Source organism: Zhenhengia yiwuensis (assembly GCF_014384995.1).
Lineage (GTDB): Bacteria > Bacillota > Clostridia > Lachnospirales > Cellulosilyticaceae > Zhenhengia > Zhenhengia yiwuensis.
The window spans coordinates 23,789-42,245 of the sequence record NZ_JACRSY010000008.1; the positions used below are offsets into that span (position 1 = coordinate 23,789).

The window sequence follows — 18,457 nt, forward strand, 5'->3', positions numbered from 1 at the left end:
TCCCTTATGCCATATTTAATGCTTGTTTTTGGAATTTGTTATAAAGGGCATTTGCTATTCTGTCAATGTCTGCATCCTCATGGACAATGATTGTGTCAGCCAATTTTTCAAGGCTAAAACCTTTTGCTGATTTCTTGCCATCTTGATATGCCATTCTCATAGATTCATCATGTGGATATACTCTTGTTCCTTTTGGTAAGTCAACAATTTCTGCCCCTTTATCGTGAATCATAGCCGTACCACCACGCCAATTATCAGTACCAGTATAAAGTTTTGGAATTTCGGGAATTACACCATTTCCATCTTTACCCTCAAAACCGATAAATGACCCGATTTTGTTAATTCCACGAATACCACCATTAATAAAACCTATAATTCCATTAATAGTACCTTTAGCAATACCTTTGATTCCCTCAAAGATTCCTGTAAAGATGTTTTTAACACCCTCCCATGCTCTCGCCCAATTACCAGTAAATACACCAGCGATAAAGTCCACTAGACCATTGAAAATATCAACCACGCCATTAATAACGTCTGCAATGCCTGTTATCCAGCCACCCAATAAGCCACCAACGGCGTTCACCATAACAAAGAATCCACCAATGATACCAAATAAGATTGGCTTTAGAAACTCATTCCAAAGTGAACTGAATACACTCCACAATACAGAACAAAGACCACTAATAATATCTACGACATTAGTCCATGCTTGCTTCAATGCTTCAAAGTCTAAGCCTAGCCCCTCTAAGTATGATTTGATTTTATCCCAAACCCCTTTGAAAAATGCTGTTATTGGCTCCCAATACTTAATGACCAAACCAGCCACTAATGCAATAGCTGTAATTGCAAAGACAATCTTATTTGCTGGACTTAAAATGATACTAGATAGTGCTTTGACAATACCACCAGTTTGTGATACTTTACGCCCAAAGTCACCATACATTTTAATACCACTTCCTACCATCCTAATTACCTTACCAAATGCAATCACCATTAGGGGCATGACAGCAACCATACCACCAATTTTCAAGATTGTACCTTGTGTACTTGCATCTAGTTTTAGGAACTTATCAGCTAGTTTCATAGCCCATTGTGCCACGCTTCTTAGTTTAGGCTCTAGCTTATCACCTATAATCATTTGAATGCCCTCTAGCTTACTCCCTAACATTGTCCAGTCACCAGCTAAGTTATCAAGCATCCTGTTACTCATTTTCTCGGCACTACCTTTGGATGTATCAATGGCGTTTGATAACTTCATAAATTCTTCTTCACTAGCATTAACAATGGCTAATAGACCAGCCATTCCAGTTTTTCCAGCAATAGCTTCAGCATTCATTGCTTTTTCAGCTTCAGTCATTTGATTAAAGGCTTTTCTTAGTTCAAGAATAGTTTCTTTAAATGAAACCATAGAACCATCGGCATTTGTTGTTTCAATTACATATTTCCCCAACTGTTTACCACTAAGTTCTATAGCACCAACTGTTTCTGTCATAATCTTTCTCAATGCTGTACCAGCTTGGGATGCTTTAATACCACTATTAGCCATAAGACCAATAGCAAGTGCTGTATCTTCAATAGTGTAATTAAAAGCACCAGCTACAGACCCAACGTATGTAAACGCTTCACCCATCATACCAATAGTTGTATTTGAATTTGTTGCTGTACTTGCTAGTACGTCAGCCATGCGTGATGATTCACCAGCAAGCAAACCAAATGCACTTAAACTGTCGGTAATAATGTCCGTAACCATTGCCAAATCTTCACCCGTAAAACTTGCAGCGTTAAGTATTCCAGCCGTACCCTCTATCATTTGGTCAGCATCCCAACCAGCCAATGCCATGTACTGCATAGCATCGCCAACTTGGGATGCTGACCATGCCGTTTCCTCACCCAACAACTTAGCGTGTTCTGATAGGCGTTGTAGTTGTGCATCAGTAGCACCAGCTAAGGTTGCAACTTTACTCATAGATGCTGAAAAGTCTTTTTGAACCATAACACTACTTGTTGCAATAGCCGTCATTGGTAGGGTTAACCCCGTAGCCATTTTAGTTCCAGCACCCTCGATACTCTTACCAATCTTATCAACATCTTTTGATAATCTTTGTGCCTGTCTAGTGTATTTAGTCATACCACCTTGAACAGTATTTAAAACTGGTGTGAATTGGTCTTTAAGTCTAATTACTGCATCAATTATATTTGCCATTATTCACCCCCGTACATCTGTTTCATTTCCTCGTTTCGTTCTTCAATCTCACGTTTCATAAAACATAATAGGATGCGTTTTTCACCATAGGGGAGTTTATAAAATTGTGAAGGCAACATACTTTTGTACTTAAACATTAAGTACATTAGTTGCATTTCCCAATCATTTTCTATTGCTTTTTTACCTCTTCCTCATCATCTTCTGATTTGTCATAACCCGATAATTCTTGAATAGTATTTGAAATGTCAGCAATTTCACCAGCTAAGAATAATTTTTTAGCTAATTCTTTAGGTGTAACACATCCAAAATGTTTCATAAGTTTTTTATCTTTAAGACTAGGTTCTATTACACCATCAATAATTGTTAATACTTGCATATCAAAAAGATTAATGTCACGAACCCCACCTTTTTTAGTTAAATCAATAGCTGACTTTTGAATGTCTGCATATCTTTCGCCGTCAATAGCTTGACAAGTGATTTTAAATTTTTCCCCCATAAGTTTAGAAAGTCTTGGAATTTCAATTTCTTTCTTTGGCATTTCTGTGATCGTTTTTGAATCCATTTGTAAAAGTTTATCAATTAAAGACATATTGTAATTTCTCCTTGTTATCTTGTTATTTTTTTGCGTTTTTAATAAGATAAGCATCCCATTTATAAGGATGCTTTTAAATTTGTATGTTTTTATCAACTACTATTCAGCAGTATCTAAAATATCCCACTCGCTGAATGAAAATGGTAATTGTTCCTCACCTAATGATTTAGCTGACCAGTTGGCAAGTGTTAACTCGCTGAATACTGCATCTTTAATCACAATGCGTTCAGAACCGATTGCATCGGGGTCATCTAATTTTGAAATGATTGTGCAAACTGTCTGTTTTCCCTGTTTCATGTTCTCATTTAATTTTTTAATAAAGTAAGATGATACCTTATTGAGTGTTACTGAACCACTGCAAGAGTACCCTGTTACTTTTTGTGCTTTTGCAAGTCTACGGGACATATTAACATCCGTCATATCAAGGCTCACTTTAGCTTCAAAAGCCGTAACCTCTGCCATGTAGTCACCATCAACCCACAATTCCCCAAATGTACCATTCATCACTTGTTGTGCTTGAAATTTATTCATATTTTGTCCTCCCTAAGTTGTATAAAAAATGGACTGGTATTTTTACCAGTCCTTAAATATTTACATTTAATGTAATATCTTCTAATGCATCAAGTAACTTAACATTCATTACTAAGAATACTTGGTCACGGGTATTAGCTTTTTTAATAGCTAAATCATCCATTTCCTCTACATCTACACCAATAGATTTTAAATAGATTCTTTGGCGTTCAACATCAATTTCCACTCTATTCTCGTATGAGTTATCAAGAATGTTGTCGTATACTAAACCATCAATGTATGCTTGAATTGCAGTAATAAGAATACATTTACTGTCATAGCTATTTGGATATTTACCAATATATGAATCCTCACAAGTCTTTTTAATATCCATGTACATCATGTTCATAGCATCCACAAGTTTAATTTTCTTGAATGAATCTCCCTTATCTACAATAGTTGTTGTGAAGCTGTTTACACCTCTAGCAATTTTAGCTTTTGTCCCATCGTGATATAAAACAAGTTCACCATTATCAATGGCTGTGTCCATATCCTCTTTTGATAATCTTGTAAAGTCAACAACTTCTGCAAGTGGTGCGTAGGTGGCACTAATTGTAAGTGGTGTACCAGCTAATAGACCAGCAATACGTGCTGTATATTCTGCTGTTGTAAAAGCTGAATCTTTTAATGTTGTTACAATGTTTTCTGTTGTGAAGTTAACAACTTTTTCACTATCCCCACCCACTACATTAGGTAATACAATAGTTGCTTTCTTATCTAGTCCTTTGAACCATGTATTTACTGTAGCAACGTCTTTTCCTTCAATTTCTGGAAATGCTAAATAATCAAATGCAAGCGTAGATAATGCAGTTTGTACATTTGTATAGTTTTCTACATCCTCTTGACCACGCATAACAACGATTAGTTTCTTTGGTGGTGTAACATAACCCATAAATGCAAGCTGAATTAATAGGTATTGTTCTTTTGTAAATGGTGCTTCTTCTGTTGCTGTGTCTGTACCTGCTGGCACATCTCCAAAACCTCTATATTCATAGATACTTTGTGTAGCACCTTCTCTACTATGTGTCATTACTAACGCAACCACACCACGTTGACCACGTTTGATTGCAGTCACGGCTTTTTCTTTAAAGTTAATTATAATATTTGGTAATGCCATGTTATTTCCTTTCTAGTAATGTAATTTAGTCCTATAGTTTATGTCTTTGGCTGTCGGCACATCATCCATTGGTACATCATTAATAACTTCCTTATAGCTGATTGAAAAAGAAAATTGAAATGTATCTCCATCCTCATTTGCTTTTTCAGTTTCACTATTTTCTATTAATAACTTTCTCTCTCCAACTTCTAATGTTATACCAAATGCCCTTTTTAATTGATTCATCATGTCATAATTTGCAAGGCTGTTTTTATCATTAGTGAAGTATGTAACCACGATCAAAATAGTTGTAGTAGCTATGTGCCTTGTTTCCGTGGTGGTATCTACGGGGTAAAGCCCAATAAAAAAGCACGGTTTGTTGTAACCTTCTGTTACTTCATCACCGTACACGGGAATTTTAGGGAATGTTTTTGTTAGGGTACTTGTTACACTTCTTGCAATATCTAAGTATCTAACCATTTATATATTCCTAATCATCTTATTAACCATCTTTTCAACATCCGATGGAAATTCTTTTTGGAATTGTATGGTTGTCTTTTTAACCATATATTTACCTTCTACCCTTGATTTACCTTTTTCATACTTCTTTCTATTTGCTGTGGATACCCTACGCCTTTTCTTATTCTTTGGCTGGCTTTTAGGTGCTACAACATCGTGACCACGTTCTATTAAGTGGAAGTGGGGTGCTGTTGACCTAAATTCAACAAATCTATCTGACCCGTACCCTTGAACCTTACTTACTCTATATGATTTCATCAATTTACGCTTAGTATTAGCGTTTCCACTATCGGGAGTTAACTGCTTAACGTGATTCCTAAATTTATTACCCATCTTAACCAATAATTCATCTGATTGTTTCGGGTAATTATTGGCGAGAACTTCAAGTTTTTTACTTAATGTATCTAGTCCATTAATTTCAAACATATTACTCCCCCTTATCAGTTGCAGTAATTTCTAGGGCAAAATGCCCCTCGTCAACATCAACTATATTTGTTATATGTAACTTTTTGTTATTGTACACAATCTTCATATCTTCAAAAATATCATTAAAATATCTTGTTGTGATATGATATACGGATTCGGGGTTTAGTCTTTCAGCTACCGACAATTCATATCCTCTTAGCTTTCTAACACTCGCCCATACAGTTCTATGAACCAATTCCCCTTTTACCGTTTGACCAATCTCATTCACTCTTTCCCCATAGGTTAGGAATGAAATTCGTTTATTTAATTTACCTACATCAAAGTGCATTGAATCACCCCTTACAGTAAATTAATTGAATGTCTGCCAAGTAAACTTACAAGCATTTCATTAAATCTAAGATTTAGTTTGTCATTAATCGCAATTGTTCGGTTATCATAAAATTCAGCTAGTAACAAGAGGACTGCAAGGCAAATGTCCTCTTGTTCGTCTAACTGTTCCATAGTTGTACCCGTGAAATTGACAACATATGATTTTGCAGAATCAAGCATTAATTGTATAATTCTATCATCTGAATCATCATCTTGTCTTAGATATTCTTTTGCAATATCTAAATTAATTTCACTTATTTTCATTAAGCGTTAGCCACTACACCGACAACCATAGCTTCACCAAGACCACGTTTAATATCTAATCTAATAGAAGCCTTAATTGCGATTTCGTCACGAACAAAACCATATTCTGTTGATTTTGTAAGTTTTAATGAACGTCTTTCACCAATGATTAATGCACGCTTTAAGTCACCAAAATAGATTTCTTTACTATTTTCTTCACCTGTACTTGAAACATATTCTGAAATGATTACTGGTCTACCTAATACAGTATGAGTTGCCCCGAATGGTGATACATTATAGTTTTGAGTTAATAATGGCATCCCATTTGCATCTTTCATTTTTGATAATGCTAACGCCATTTTATCAGACATAACCCATGTTGCAGTTTGACGATAACGGATTGGTAGTGCATAGTACATATCAATAATGTTGTCAATTTCAATGCCAGCTTGTGCAATAGCTACACCTTTTGAACCGTCTGCTGGTGCTAATGTATCATGTTTAACCCCGAATGATTCAAGACCTTGTACATCACCTTCACCCTTAATAATAAGTTCATCAAGTGTAATTCCATATGCATCTGTTAATTGTGTAATAAGTTCACCTTCAACATTGTACCCTTCATCTTCTAATACTTCTTCTGAAAAACTAATCATTGTACCAAATTTATGTGGTTCAAGGTTGATTGGTGCAAATGTGGCACTTTGTTTTGCGTAGTCAGCAAGTTCAGTCATTGGAACAAATTTTCCAAGTTTATTTGCTTGTACTGGAATTTGGTGGTTAGCACTTGTAAAGCGTTCTTTTCTGATTGCACCGTAAAGTGGGGAAATATATGCTAATTTATCTAAGATTGTATCAGCAAATGTTTTCTTTGCTACATTTCCAATTGCTTGTGAACCTTGTACTGTAGTCATTGAATGAACGTTTGCCATATTTCCTCTAACTTCAATCATACCAACTTCAATTTCTTTTGTACCATCTAAAGCACGGATTTCATCAGCAATTGTTTTTTCTGCTGGTGCTTGTGGTTTTGCTTTTGGTTCAAACGAACGTGTTTCTTCAAGTTCTTTAATAGTTGCATCTAAGCGTGCTACTTCTTTTTTGTACCCATCAACTTTTGCAATTTCATCATCTGTAAATGCTCTAGTTTCTGTCATAGCTACAGCCTTAAGTGCTTCTAATTTTTCAATAACTGCTGTGCGTTGTTCAATTAATTTTTCTAAGTTCATATGTATTTCTCTCTTTCTTTTTTATAAAAATTTGTGTATAAAAAAAGACCTCCAAAAAATGAGGTCTAATTTTTTAATGTGATTTTTTATTTTTTAGTAGCCAAATATCTATATCCAGCATTTGCTGTTCAAACGCTCTTTGACTGTCTTTTACAAGTTCTTCTGTTGTAGGTGCTGTCTTTGGTGCATCCTCAACTGAACGTGTTTCGATTTCTTCACTTCTAACTGAAACTGATGTTGCAATGTAAGCTGGTGTAATTGTTAATAGTGATACTTCCATTAAGTCAATATCATGTAGGGTACGTTTTTGAATTTCCCCGTCTTCTTCCCAAGAATCCTTTAAGTTTCTAAATCCAAATGACCACCCTTTAAGATTCCCTTTTTTACCCTCTTGAATAACTTCGGGGTCTGTAACAATCGCCCTTGCTCTTAGTCCAATAGCATCTTCTACTAATTCAAGTGAACCGTCTTTTGTATCAGCTAATTTTCTGCGTGAATCGTGATTTAAAAGCATTGAAATACTATCAGCCATTTCTAATGCTCTTTTAAATACGTTAGGTTCTACTTTTTCAATGAATTTACCTTTGTGTCCATAAAGTTCCCTTGAAAAACGGTCTACTGCATTAACGTAACCCTCAACAACCATAGAACCGTCACTTCTAATCTCTATATCCATCATTTTCACCCCCTTTCAATGAGTTATCTGTGGCAACTTTTTCATTGGAATGTGTGCTATCCATATTAGGGGTGTATATGTTGCCTGTTTTTGTATTAAATAATACATCCCCAAGTGAGAATTTAATAAAGTCAAGATGTTCAACCTCTTGAATATCTTCTTCATATCTAACCTCGGCTGGGGTCATAAATGAGTTTTTAAGTGCAATTTCATAAGCCTTAAATCTTTTCTCAATGTCCCCTTTATTAATTTGCTTAGTATCAAAGGCAAAATAAAAAATCCCTTTTTCATCTAGTGATAAAAGAGATTTATTCAAGGCTTTTTCAATTTTTAATATAATAGGCATAATGGCTGTTTTAATAAATAACGCCCAAACGTCTTCTGGAATATTTGAATCGTATAGATTAACTGGAACGCCAAATACTTTTGCTGTGTCTATATCAATTTCTTTTTTATTCTTATTTAATTCCATTTCACTAGATGTTTGCTGTAGTTCCTTATATGTGATACCCTCATTTAATACAATACAATCATTATTACCAGCGTAAAGTCTACGCCATGCCTTTTTCAATTCATCAATTGCTGTTTGTGTTAAACGTCTTTGACTTTGTAGCACTCCACGTTTAACCCCACCATTTTTAATAACATTAGATGTATAAATTTGATTATCTAATGCTTGTTTAAGTAAGACATTACATTCATCCAGTATTCCAAATCCTTCAACACCGTTTTCTGTGTTTTTAGTTGCTATGATGAAGTTATTTGTGTAAAATTCACGTTCCCTAATTCTTATCTTTGCATTTCTAAAGATCAGGTCAGAATCCATCAATACACATACGTCACGAACTGGTATGTAATGAAGTGACTTTATATCTTTAGTGTGTCCATTCTTGTATACATAAGTTACACCATGAATTAAATAGTCCCTAATCATAGCTTTTTTAAGTTCATCGCCTGTCATTAAATTTCCAGTATCATCATTCAGTAAAGTTGTTCTATTGTCCCCAAAGACTTCTTCAATTTTACCGTCTGATTCCTTATATAACTTAATTTCCAAACCAGCTATAACATTAGCTATTAATTCAACATTTGAATATACTGCTGGTAGACCTATTGCTGTATTATAATCTACCCTAGTTTCCTTTTCTTGCTTGGATGGCTCATTATTACCTTCCAATAGAGTATCTAGTGGAATTTCTTCAACTTGCACCCTCTTATTTTTTAAAAAATCACTTAGTCCCATGTTTTCACCCCCTTTCTAAATAATTTGTACTGTAAATTCTTCTTGAATTAATACATCTTCCAGTAGCTTCATGGCATTTATAAGAGATACAACCATATCAATCTTTCCATTTGATTTCCTTTTGTTGACGTATCTATTCAAGTTTGTATCATATAAGCATCTTGCATTAGCAAAGTTGATTTCAAGTAATCTATTAGGTTCATATGCAAACATCTTTGTAAGAATCAATTCTTCTAGTAACTTAGTAGGACTATGTAAAATACTTGAATGTTGCTTAATCTCAATAGTTTCATATCCAGCTTGATTCAATTTCTGTGCCGTACTCATGCAGTTGTAACGGTCATACCCTACACCCATAACATACACACCATACTTTTCCTCTAATTCCATGATGAAGTTTTCTATAAATAGATAGTCCACTACACCTTCACCACAAGAAAAGCAATAACCATTTCTTATCATTGCTCTATAATCAACCTTTTCAAGTCTAGTCTTTTCCTCAATCTTATCTAGTGGGATGAACGCCCATGACTTAGCATATACAATTCCGTTGTGTTCACAAACCATTGATACGGAACAGTTGTCTGTAGTCATAGCTAAGTCTATTCCAAGATAAACTTCTTGTCCTGTCCAATCGAATGGCTCTGTCAACTTACATTTCTTCAAATCATCAGTAGGAATATATATTTCACCCTCTACACCATCCATCCATAAGTTAAGATGCTTACATTTGAATGAGGTAAGTTTTGCCCCACCCATTTCAAGGGCTTTTTTATATTCACTTTCCAAGTATTCCTTCCCCTCTGGCAATACTGCCTGTAGTGGATTGGCTTTAATAAAGTTATCAACAGTCATTTCATCCTTTTCATCCATGCTATAAAGCATAGCAAACATCTTTTCATCTTCCACAAGTCCATCAATTACCTTCTTAGCGTATTCTGTATACTCCAAGAATGGATTTTGCGTGTTTGGATAGCTTGTACTAATAAGAATTAAAAGCCTATTTTGTACGGATAACATACCCGATGTCATAGATTCAATAAGCCCACCATCTTTAGCAGCCCCTACTTCATCTATGCAAGCCCCACACACCCGTAACCCGTCTGTAGTGTTATAATCACTAGAAAGTGCCTTTAGTGTATTCTGATTCAACTTACACGTTATGACATCCCTTTTAATGTCGAACTTATCCCGAATAAATGGCGATGATTCAATTAATTTTCTTGTTTCGGCATAAACAATTTTTGCTTGTTCACGGGTATTTGCCCCTAGATAAAATTCACTATATTTAGGCTCTAAGAACATTAATATAATCATAATTAAACCAGCATTTACAGATTTACTATTCTTTCTAGCAATCCATAAGATAGCAATTTCATATCTTCTTTTTGTGGGGTTGTCCTTACGTTTCCAGCAAAAAATGTTTAATATTAAGAAATACTGATAACCTACACAAGCATCCTTTAAACTCATACCAGCTACAGCACCAGTTGCAAAGTTGATTAGGGACATAATACCAATAATCTTTTTTGCAGTAGCTTCACAAAAGAAATAGTTTAATTCCTCTTGGTGGTCTATCTCATATAAGAATTTCTTACAAATTTTTTGTATGTACTTATTAGTAGTGAATTTACCATTGATAACATCTACAGCGTATTCATACCCCAATGTAGATTTAATAAAATTCACTATTCGTCACCTCCTAAAATACTTAAAAGGGGGTCAGCTTCATTTTGCTTAGATTGGAAATTAATATTAGCTAGTTTTGCCCTCGATTGTGGGCTTAAACTTAACTCATTACATAATCTGAAAAAATCCTTCATGTATGATTCACGGATTTTAACAGATGAACTTGGCTTACCATCAATACCCAATAAACCATTTTCATTTATATGTGCTTCACATTCTTGTATACGGTCTATTGTGATTGCTGTCTGTGCCAATACATAAACATCTAAGTTCCCAAGTATTCCACTTGATTCCAATTGTTTATGAATGAATTTAAAAATTTTCTTTTGGGTATTACTAAGGTAAGATGGTGGTTTTAATGCATCACTTTGACCTCGTAATCTTTGTTCCCCCTCTAAACGTGCGTTAATTTCTTCTTTAGTCATTAAACCAGTTTTCATTGAAATAGACTTTGCAGGTCTAGCCATCTTTTTCACCATCCTTTCTTCATAAAAAAAAGTAATAAAGAATAGGAAAGTACATATATATAGTCCACATGGTAATTTCCCATTCTTCATTACTTTTTCACCTTTAAATAACATAAAAAACTAGCCAAAATCTATGATTTTTGACCATTTTCCTCTTGTTTTTCGCCTATTTTACGAAGGGTTACTTTATGTTTAACCCCTAATATGTCAGCCCATTGTTCCATTGTATCATTCATAAGGCTTGCATAATTTAAGCGTTGCACCCCAAGATTATCTATTAAATCTCCAAAATCCTTCATACAATCAGTAAACCTCTCTGATAACCCGTCATAGGAATCCTTTAAACGGTCTATTGCTTGAATCAACCCCGAATAAGACATTGCACTTTCGATTAGATTTATAGCATCTTCTTTATTCGTCAATGGTACTGAAGTTAGTAACAGTCCATTCATGCAGTAAAAATCAGCCTGTGTGTTGGTTACATTGATATAGCTAATATTATCTAGGTTTATAATTGTCCCATCATAGCGAACAAACAATCCTTATCACCTCCATACCAATATTTTGTGTAATATAGGCAAAATCTATACTTTCATTTCTAAAAAAAAATGTAAAAAGAGGTGGACTCGTGGTGTTGGTTGTGGGATTGATAAGGGGTATGCACTCAAGGGGGGTATTATCTGTTTACCTCCACATACTCCCTTACTTCCTCACTTACTTTCCAGTCAAGCACATTAGAATCGCCCAATTGTACGTTGCAAGTCCTACATAAGACAGCCACGTTCAAGTAATCTAATTTGAGGTGGTTGTAATGCTTGTATGATAATATATGATGACCCTGTAGACAGTCAGTCACAATTAATTTATGTAATGACCAGCATCTTTCACAATAAGGTTGTTCTTTTACTCTCATGTTCCTTAGCTTTTTCCAAGCATAAGAGGAATAAAATCGGCTTTTATCCTTATCTATTTTTCTTGTGTAATTTTTGCAACTACAGATTTCATTTAATCTTATTATTTTTCCACATGAACAATATTTTTTGATAAAATTCACCTACCCTATCCCCATAAAAAATAGCACCATTAGCCATACACTACTAATGATGCTTGCACGATTTTGTAAAACGAAATAAGGAAACCTAATTACAAGTCGTATGTAATATTTACAACTTGATACTGATATATTACCATGTTTAACCCGACACTTTTAATACCATTTATACGACAATTTTATGACGATTTTAGGACTATTTTAAGCCATGAAAATTGGTATTAATCGTTTTATAATAATGTTCTTTCTTCTTCTTGAAAAACTTCTATCGCTTATCTCTAATAGGTCACAAATTCTATTTACTGTATATCTTTTAAAGTACCAAAATTCAATGAGTAACCTTTCTCCCTCTGTTAAAATACTTAATGCATTTTCGATCCTTTTTAATTCTCTTTCCTTACTATTAATTTTTCTAATGATGGCTTGTTCTTTATCAGCTAGTTTTTCCATCCTGTTCACTACTTCATTTTCTACACTACTATTAATTGCATATGTAGGACTACCAGCTTTTTCATTATCACTCGCACCTCTAATACCTTCATATTCCATTAATTCTTCTAAATCAATCTTTAAATTATCTATTTCAATCTTTAGTTTTGGGACACTATATAACATCCCCTCTACTTTACAGTATAAATTATTATCCATATCACACCTCAAAAAAGTAAATGTTGCCACTTTATAGACACTAAACGCTAAAACCCTTGATATATAAGGCTTTTAGCCGTCTATCATTATTGACTATAATATATATATATTTCTTATATATATTTATATATAGTCTTTCTTTTAATATATATATAATAAGAATCTTATTGTCTAACAAGTTTATAGACACCCTAGTATTTTCAAGGGTTTAAAGCACTTTTATGTGTCTATTGTACTCCAATTCTGAATTATAAATACAATTAACCCTATCCCTTGATATTACTAGTTTTAACGCTGTCTAACTTCTTTTTTTCAAAAATAGACAGTACCAAAATTAAATAGACACATATATTTGAACCCTTTCACCATTCATTCTTGTTTGCTTAGTTGCATAGCTACATAGTGTCTTAAGTTGTAATGTAAATCTTCTACTTGTCAAAGGATTGTAACCATTATCATAACACCATTGAGTGTACATTCTATACACATATTTTGTAGTATTATTTTCAATGCTACCTTCTTTTTCCTCGACAAAATCTAAAATAGGATTGTTTGTTCTGTGATACTCTTCTAATTCCTTCACAACCTTTGCCGACTGTGTGAATGTATTGGTAAGGGTAACTCTTTTCAACCCCTCTAACGCAAGAAGTATAACGTATTCCATAGATTCAGTCGTTAATACTTTATCCTTAATTCTTGGGTCAAAATCTGAATCAGTATGACGTATTTTTGCATTGAAAGGAATAATCATCATCCTACGCTTAAATCCAAAACTTGAATCCTTCACCTTTGGAATATCATTGGCACTAAAGATTAACTTTGCGTATGGTTTAATAATGTAAGGATTCTTCCCTTTTTCTTCTACGGTCATACGTTCACCAATAGTCATTTTTTTAAGGTCTTCCGATTCCTCAATAAATGCACCACTAATATCATCCCCTACATTGGCTAATTTCCCGTGTAGATGGAATGCATTGAATCTTTTTGTTAGGTTCTTCATACTAATACTTGAAATGTTGTCCTCACCTAACATAGCAATTAACATTTCTAGGGTTGTTGATTTACCATTACTACCTTCACCCGTTAATATGAAGAACTTGCCAATTTCTGAACGTCTATATAAACAGAATCCAAACATTTCTTCTATTAATGCTCTAATATTTTCATCGTTACATGATACCTTATTCAGTAGCTTATCAACTGATTTACTTTCTGCATTTGGGTTATAGTTCCACGGAATCATATTTTGGAAAATCATTGACGGGTCATGTGCAAGTAATGTATCTTCGTAAATGTCATATATTCCATTCTTGAATAAAATATATCTTTCACTTGCTGGCTTATATTCTTCACAAACCAACTCTAACCATCTAAGCATTTCAGCCCTAGCTGATTTTGTACTGTTTGTAATATATTTGATTAATAACCTCTCGATCTCGTCAGTATCTCTTACATATACCCCCTTGTGATAAATATGTAGCTGGCTATCAATTTTTATAATGTTATATTCATGCTTTAAATAATTGGCTAATGATTGAAACTGTAATTTTCCACGTTCATCATAGAAAGATTGTTTCATAAAAGCATCGTCTCGTAGAATTGTATCTAGTTCCTTTTCTCCTATCGGGTCTTTAAGGATATATTTATTAATTAATGTTATAGTTTCCTTTACTTCATCTTTACTCATTCCTGTTTGTTGTAAAGTAAGAATGTAATTGAATAATGCTTGATTTCTTCCACTTCCTTCATCCAGCATTTTAAAATCAACATTTGCCCTTACGGGTTTTAACCATCTAGGTACAAAGTCTAGTTCTTCAACTTCTCGTAAAACTTCTCTATATTCACCATCTATTTTTAATGGTGTAATACGGTTATTAATTCCAAGCTTAATATCCATATGAGATATACCAACACATGATGTTTTATTAGTACATTCTTTTGTAATCTCAACATTTCGGAAATAGAAGTGTTTCCCCCTAGTGGTTTTAATGATATTACATGATATTCCCATTTCATCAATCATGCTATGAAGCAAATTTGATTCTTCCATATCATCTACATCAATCATAATTACATCATCTTCTAAAACACCACCATAACTATCTAATTGTTTTACTGCATCCAAACTATAAAATTCTTTACGCCCTTTAACTTCTTCTGTAGGCAGTTTCCCTTTCTTCCATGTTGGGATATATCCCTTTAACATATTTTCCAGCATCGTTTACACTCCTTTAAAAATAAATTCCCTTAATCTATCTTTTTTCTTTTGCACTTCTTGCAAGTTTTAATCTGAAAGGTTTGTACACCAATATTAAGTGACCTACAATCATAATCATGTATGCACGTTTGCTGGTCTAACCATTCAAGCACCTTGTAAAATATTTCACCAAAGCAACAAATTTTGTCTATCATGTATAAAAATAAATCACCAATCATTGTTATTTTTCTCCCTAATTTACAAATTTAATATTAAAATAACCCTTCATCTATAACTTTCTTAAATGCAACATATTTAGATTTCTTCATAAGTAATAATTTATGTTTTTTCAATCTGATAAATAGAGAATCTTCACGGTGAATATGTCTATATAGATTTTTTAAATCAATGTCGTAATCTTGTGCAAATGCTCTTACGCTAGAATATTCATCTATATATACACCAGTTTCATAATCTAGTTGTACAAGCCTAATACCTCTAACAAAATCATCATCATGTTTCATAGCCATTTCTACACCTCATATCCTAAGAATTTTTGTAATCTATCTTTTGCTGTATCTATATACCACCCCTTATCTAATTTTCTAGGGGCTAATACACCATTCACATCATCATTAAAAATAAAGCACCTTTCAGCAGTATTACCAACCTTGTTGGGTTTACCATCTTTCAATTTATAAATAGTCTTATCATTTCTTGACCTACTGGCAAATACTCTTAGCACTCTTTCGGGAATAGGTTCACCCCCGATTAATTTACTTAATGTCTTTCCATCTGATAATTTTTCTTTAACCACCTCTCCACCAAATACAGCACCACCATTAAATTTAGATGATACCTTAACTATTTTCTGAAACTCTTTTAATCGGTTTTCATTATTTATAGTTTCTTCTACTGGAATACCTTTAACTAGATAATCAACTACAGCTCTATTCACTATTGGTAAATCATAGTCCATTACATTTAACTTTTTAACGTATGCACCCTTTGACTTATACTTTCCTTTTTCATCAATGATTACATAGTTATTTACATCTTTTTGAATTACCTTTTTATAAATGTCATGCTCTAAGTCTAGGCGTACAAGTTCTGACCACTTATCACATACTTTTTTATATCTATCAAATAATTTCTCATGGCTTAATTTAACTAAGATACCATCTGTATTTGATTGAACCAGTAACATATCTGAACCAAATTCATCTTCTAACATTTCAATTAACATAGTTAATGTAGTCATACCAGCTATGCAAACATTGTTAGCCTGTAAAGGGTCAAATAAGGCGTTGTTCTTATCTTTACTAGCCCCGTATGTACCATTCAGAACAATTTTCATTGGTAACTGCATTGGATTCTTTTGGGCTTTCATTACTAACCTATCATCCCTAATTTTACGGTATTTACTTGGGTCTTTTACGTTCCTACTTAGAAAATCATATTCGATCATAATTGCTGGATATAGGCTGGCAACGTCTGACATTACAAAGAACCCCTCACCATAATATTTATCTAAAGCACCGTGAACCCCTCCCCATCCGTAAATATGATGGCATCCAGCTACTACAACATCTTGGAATTTCTCATAATTGTGATTTTCGGGGTTTAAATACCAATCAGCAATATGTTTATACCTTTTAAGTTTTAACGTATCGGGTAGACATACATTAAATTCATCATTCCTCACGCTCTTACGGGCATTTAAAATTATTGCTGATAGTTGGGCTTTAGTCTTATTAAGATAGCGTAAAGGAAGATTAAACGCTGTAAGAAGTCCTATATGTGCTTGATATTCTTCCAGTTGGTTCATAAATACTTCTACCGTTTGATAAACGTCATGCTTACAGTATTCAATCAGTTCTGCAATTTCTATTGCCGTACATTTTCGCTGTAACTTAAATGATACGCTGGATTCTTTAATTGAATTTCCCATATGGGCTTCAAGTTCCTTTAAACCTTTCATCCTATTGACCATAGCATCATAGATAAGTAATGGGACTTTATTAAACGCATCTGATAGCATCCATCCAGCCTTATCTTCTTCAATAATCTGTGTACTTGTCCAATAAGGGTCTATTCCTAAGAGAATACTTTTAATAATATACTGGTCATAGTGCCTAGCATTATAGCCACACCATATGCGTTCCTTATTATCTTCATAGAATGTTGATAGCTTTTCACTATCATTAACTATTACTATTTCTTGCTGGCTGTCCATATCCAAAAATACAACCATCCAATCATGTTTCAAAACCTCGCAGTCAAAAAATAACATCTTTCATCCACCTTTCTAACCCATCTATAGATTGTTTAATGCGTAGTAAATCCAACCTAAAATGGCTAGGGTCTTTAAATAGTACAGTTCTTTGCTGGTGCATATCACATAGAGAATTACACCAAATAATAAAATCTTTAACATAAAATTTCCTCTTTCTTTACATCTTGAAATAATTTGCCGTTTTTTGTATCTACTGTATAATATGCGATTAAAGTCTATATGTAAAGAAACATTTAGATATTTTTCTAATGATGTTTTTTAAAAAAAGAAAAGCTAGGAAGAAACTCCCTAGCGTAATTCATTTAATTTATTTTCAATCTCACGAATGACCATTTCACGGTCGTTTTTATTATTTACAAGGTCTACTTTGTCCATATCAATTACAAGGATTTGGGATGCATTATAGTGATTTTGTACCCAATCATCATAACCTTGCCATAGTTTTCTATAGTATTCTATTAGACTTGAATCTAATTCATAACTTCTTCCCCTCTTACAGATTCTATCTAATACAGTTTCAAAAGAACCTTTTAAATAAATTAATATATCGGGTGATTTCTTAGGAAGTTCTTCCAGTTCTTCCATCATGTTATTTAATAGATTCTCGTAAACTCCAAATTCTAAATCACTAATACGCCCCAATTCTTTATTGACCTTTGCAAAGTACCAATCTTCATAAATACTTCTATCTAATACGTTGTTATCTTTAACCAATGCTTGTTTAATGCTCTTAAATCTAGTATCTAAAAACCATAGTTGCAATAAGAATGGATAACGCTTACTTTCTATTTCTTCATCGCTTGCAGTATAGAATAGAGGTAAAATCGGGTTATCGTCTACTGATTCATAAAATACCTCACTATTAAAATGTTTTCCAAGCATCCTTGCTAATGTACTTTTTCCTATTCCTATCATTCCAGCTACTACAATCACCATTTATAAC

Annotated in this window: 20 protein-coding genes; all 20 read right to left on the reverse strand. The window is 33.5% G+C overall.

All coding sequences use genetic code 11. The features are described from left to right. Nucleotides 1-4: 4 nt before the first annotated feature. The 20 genes from H8718_RS06250 to H8718_RS06340 all read right to left on the reverse strand — a co-directional run bounded on the left by H8718_RS06250 (nt 5) and on the right by H8718_RS06340 (nt 18,450). A complete protein-coding gene (locus H8718_RS06250) occupies nt 5-2,203 on the reverse strand; it encodes a phage tail tape measure protein (protein WP_249332288.1) in 2,199 nt (732 codons plus the stop codon). Nucleotides 2,204-2,372: 169 nt separating this feature from the next. After that, nucleotides 2,373-2,792, reverse strand: a complete 420-nt coding sequence (locus tag H8718_RS06255) for a phage tail assembly chaperone (RefSeq protein WP_249332289.1) — start codon at nt 2,790-2,792, stop codon at nt 2,373-2,375. A 102-nt stretch (nt 2,793-2,894) separates the two neighbouring features. Then, nucleotides 2,895-3,326 carry a phage tail tube protein gene (locus tag H8718_RS06260; RefSeq protein WP_249332290.1) on the reverse strand — a complete coding sequence of 144 codons (432 nt, stop codon included), beginning with the start codon at nt 3,324-3,326 and terminating at the stop codon, nt 2,895-2,897. 52 nt (nt 3,327-3,378) lie between these two features. Continuing rightward, the gene (locus H8718_RS06265; protein ID WP_249332291.1) at nt 3,379-4,482 is read right to left on the reverse strand and encodes a phage tail sheath C-terminal domain-containing protein; all 1,104 of its coding nucleotides are present in this window, start codon (nt 4,480-4,482) and stop codon (nt 3,379-3,381) included. A 12-nt stretch (nt 4,483-4,494) separates the two neighbouring features. Then, nucleotides 4,495-4,941 (reverse strand): phage tail terminator family protein, encoded by a 447-nt coding sequence (locus H8718_RS06270; RefSeq protein WP_249332292.1) that lies wholly within the window; start codon nt 4,939-4,941, stop codon nt 4,495-4,497. Next, the gene (locus H8718_RS06275) at nt 4,942-5,406 is read right to left on the reverse strand and encodes an HK97 gp10 family phage protein (RefSeq protein ID WP_249332293.1); all 465 of its coding nucleotides are present in this window, start codon (nt 5,404-5,406) and stop codon (nt 4,942-4,944) included. A 1-nt stretch (nt 5,407) separates the two neighbouring features. After that, nucleotides 5,408-5,734: a phage head closure protein gene (locus tag H8718_RS06280; protein WP_249332294.1), complete on the reverse strand. Its 327-nt coding sequence runs from the start codon at nt 5,732-5,734 to the stop codon at nt 5,408-5,410. Between the two features lie 11 nt (nt 5,735-5,745). After that, nucleotides 5,746-6,039, reverse strand: coding sequence for a head-tail connector protein (locus H8718_RS06285; RefSeq protein WP_249332295.1), 294 nt, complete (start codon nt 6,037-6,039; stop codon nt 5,746-5,748). Next, entirely contained in the window at nt 6,039-7,247 is a 1,209-nt protein-coding gene (locus tag H8718_RS06290) for a phage major capsid protein (protein ID WP_249332296.1), read from the reverse strand. The genes H8718_RS06285 and H8718_RS06290 overlap by 1 nt, the downstream gene beginning before the upstream one ends. A gap of 73 nt (nt 7,248-7,320) precedes the next feature. Then, complete coding sequence (locus H8718_RS06295) at nt 7,321-7,923, reverse strand: HK97 family phage prohead protease (protein ID WP_249332297.1); 603 nt, start codon at nt 7,921-7,923, stop codon at nt 7,321-7,323. Then, nucleotides 7,907-9,166: a phage portal protein gene (locus H8718_RS06300; protein WP_249332298.1), complete on the reverse strand. Its 1,260-nt coding sequence runs from the start codon at nt 9,164-9,166 to the stop codon at nt 7,907-7,909. The genes H8718_RS06295 and H8718_RS06300 overlap by 17 nt, the downstream gene beginning before the upstream one ends. 15 nt (nt 9,167-9,181) lie before the next feature. Beyond that, on the reverse strand, nt 9,182-10,855 hold the full coding sequence (locus H8718_RS06305) for a terminase large subunit (RefSeq protein WP_249332299.1): 1,674 nt from the start codon (nt 10,853-10,855) through the stop codon (nt 9,182-9,184). After that, complete coding sequence (locus H8718_RS06310; RefSeq protein WP_249332300.1) at nt 10,855-11,322, reverse strand: phage terminase small subunit P27 family; 468 nt, start codon at nt 11,320-11,322, stop codon at nt 10,855-10,857. Before H8718_RS06310 ends, H8718_RS06305 begins: the two co-directional genes overlap by 1 nt. A gap of 131 nt (nt 11,323-11,453) precedes the next feature. Then, complete coding sequence (locus H8718_RS06315) at nt 11,454-11,861, reverse strand: hypothetical protein (protein WP_249332301.1); 408 nt, start codon at nt 11,859-11,861, stop codon at nt 11,454-11,456. A 137-nt stretch (nt 11,862-11,998) separates the two neighbouring features. Next, nucleotides 11,999-12,235, reverse strand: a complete 237-nt coding sequence (locus tag H8718_RS21040; RefSeq protein ID WP_408646570.1) for an HNH endonuclease — start codon at nt 12,233-12,235, stop codon at nt 11,999-12,001. Nucleotides 12,236-12,574: 339 nt separating this feature from the next. Then, complete coding sequence (locus H8718_RS06320) at nt 12,575-13,021, reverse strand: sigma-70 RNA polymerase sigma factor region 4 domain-containing protein (RefSeq protein ID WP_249332302.1); 447 nt, start codon at nt 13,019-13,021, stop codon at nt 12,575-12,577. Nucleotides 13,022-13,355: 334 nt separating this feature from the next. Further along, nucleotides 13,356-15,239: a DNA primase family protein gene (locus H8718_RS06325; RefSeq protein ID WP_249332303.1), complete on the reverse strand. Its 1,884-nt coding sequence runs from the start codon at nt 15,237-15,239 to the stop codon at nt 13,356-13,358. Nucleotides 15,240-15,490: 251 nt separating this feature from the next. After that, complete coding sequence (locus H8718_RS06330; RefSeq protein WP_249332304.1) at nt 15,491-15,748, reverse strand: hypothetical protein; 258 nt, start codon at nt 15,746-15,748, stop codon at nt 15,491-15,493. A gap of 2 nt (nt 15,749-15,750) precedes the next feature. Continuing rightward, a complete protein-coding gene (locus H8718_RS06335; protein WP_249332305.1) occupies nt 15,751-17,511 on the reverse strand; it encodes a hypothetical protein in 1,761 nt (586 codons plus the stop codon). A gap of 291 nt (nt 17,512-17,802) precedes the next feature. Then, nucleotides 17,803-18,450 carry a deoxynucleoside kinase gene (locus tag H8718_RS06340; RefSeq protein ID WP_249332306.1) on the reverse strand — a complete coding sequence of 216 codons (648 nt, stop codon included), beginning with the start codon at nt 18,448-18,450 and terminating at the stop codon, nt 17,803-17,805. Between the last annotated feature and the right edge of the window lie 7 nt (nt 18,451-18,457).

Excerpts from the sequence above, each read along its gene's own strand:
- H8718_RS06250 (WP_249332288.1), bottom strand. The coding sequence starts at position 2,203 with ATGGCAAATATAATTGATGCAGTAATTAGACTTAAAGACCAATTCACA.
- H8718_RS06255 (WP_249332289.1), bottom strand. The coding sequence starts at position 2,792 with ATGTCTTTAATTGATAAACTTTTACAAATGGATTCAAAAACGATCACA.
- H8718_RS06260 (WP_249332290.1), bottom strand. The coding sequence starts at position 3,326 with ATGAATAAATTTCAAGCACAACAAGTGATGAATGGTACATTTGGGGAA.
- H8718_RS06265 (WP_249332291.1), bottom strand. The coding sequence starts at position 4,482 with ATGGCATTACCAAATATTATAATTAACTTTAAAGAAAAAGCCGTGACT.
- H8718_RS06270 (WP_249332292.1), bottom strand. The coding sequence starts at position 4,941 with ATGGTTAGATACTTAGATATTGCAAGAAGTGTAACAAGTACCCTAACA.
- H8718_RS06275 (WP_249332293.1), bottom strand. The coding sequence starts at position 5,406 with ATGTTTGAAATTAATGGACTAGATACATTAAGTAAAAAACTTGAAGTT.
- H8718_RS06280 (WP_249332294.1), bottom strand. The coding sequence starts at position 5,734 with ATGCACTTTGATGTAGGTAAATTAAATAAACGAATTTCATTCCTAACC.
- H8718_RS06285 (WP_249332295.1), bottom strand. The coding sequence starts at position 6,039 with ATGAAAATAAGTGAAATTAATTTAGATATTGCAAAAGAATATCTAAGA.
- H8718_RS06290 (WP_249332296.1), bottom strand. The coding sequence starts at position 7,247 with ATGAACTTAGAAAAATTAATTGAACAACGCACAGCAGTTATTGAAAAA.
- H8718_RS06295 (WP_249332297.1), bottom strand. The coding sequence starts at position 7,923 with ATGGATATAGAGATTAGAAGTGACGGTTCTATGGTTGTTGAGGGTTAC.
- H8718_RS06300 (WP_249332298.1), bottom strand. The coding sequence starts at position 9,166 with ATGGGACTAAGTGATTTTTTAAAAAATAAGAGGGTGCAAGTTGAAGAA.
- H8718_RS06310 (WP_249332300.1), bottom strand. The coding sequence starts at position 11,322 with ATGGCTAGACCTGCAAAGTCTATTTCAATGAAAACTGGTTTAATGACT.
- H8718_RS21040 (WP_408646570.1), bottom strand. The coding sequence starts at position 12,235 with ATGAGAGTAAAAGAACAACCTTATTGTGAAAGATGCTGGTCATTACAT.
- H8718_RS06320 (WP_249332302.1), bottom strand. The coding sequence starts at position 13,021 with ATGGATAATAATTTATACTGTAAAGTAGAGGGGATGTTATATAGTGTC.
- H8718_RS06325 (WP_249332303.1), bottom strand. The coding sequence starts at position 15,239 with ATGCTGGAAAATATGTTAAAGGGATATATCCCAACATGGAAGAAAGGG.
- H8718_RS06330 (WP_249332304.1), bottom strand. The coding sequence starts at position 15,748 with ATGGCTATGAAACATGATGATGATTTTGTTAGAGGTATTAGGCTTGTA.
- H8718_RS06335 (WP_249332305.1), bottom strand. The coding sequence starts at position 17,511 with ATGTTATTTTTTGACTGCGAGGTTTTGAAACATGATTGGATGGTTGTA.
- H8718_RS06340 (WP_249332306.1), bottom strand. The coding sequence starts at position 18,450 with ATGGTGATTGTAGTAGCTGGAATGATAGGAATAGGAAAAAGTACATTA.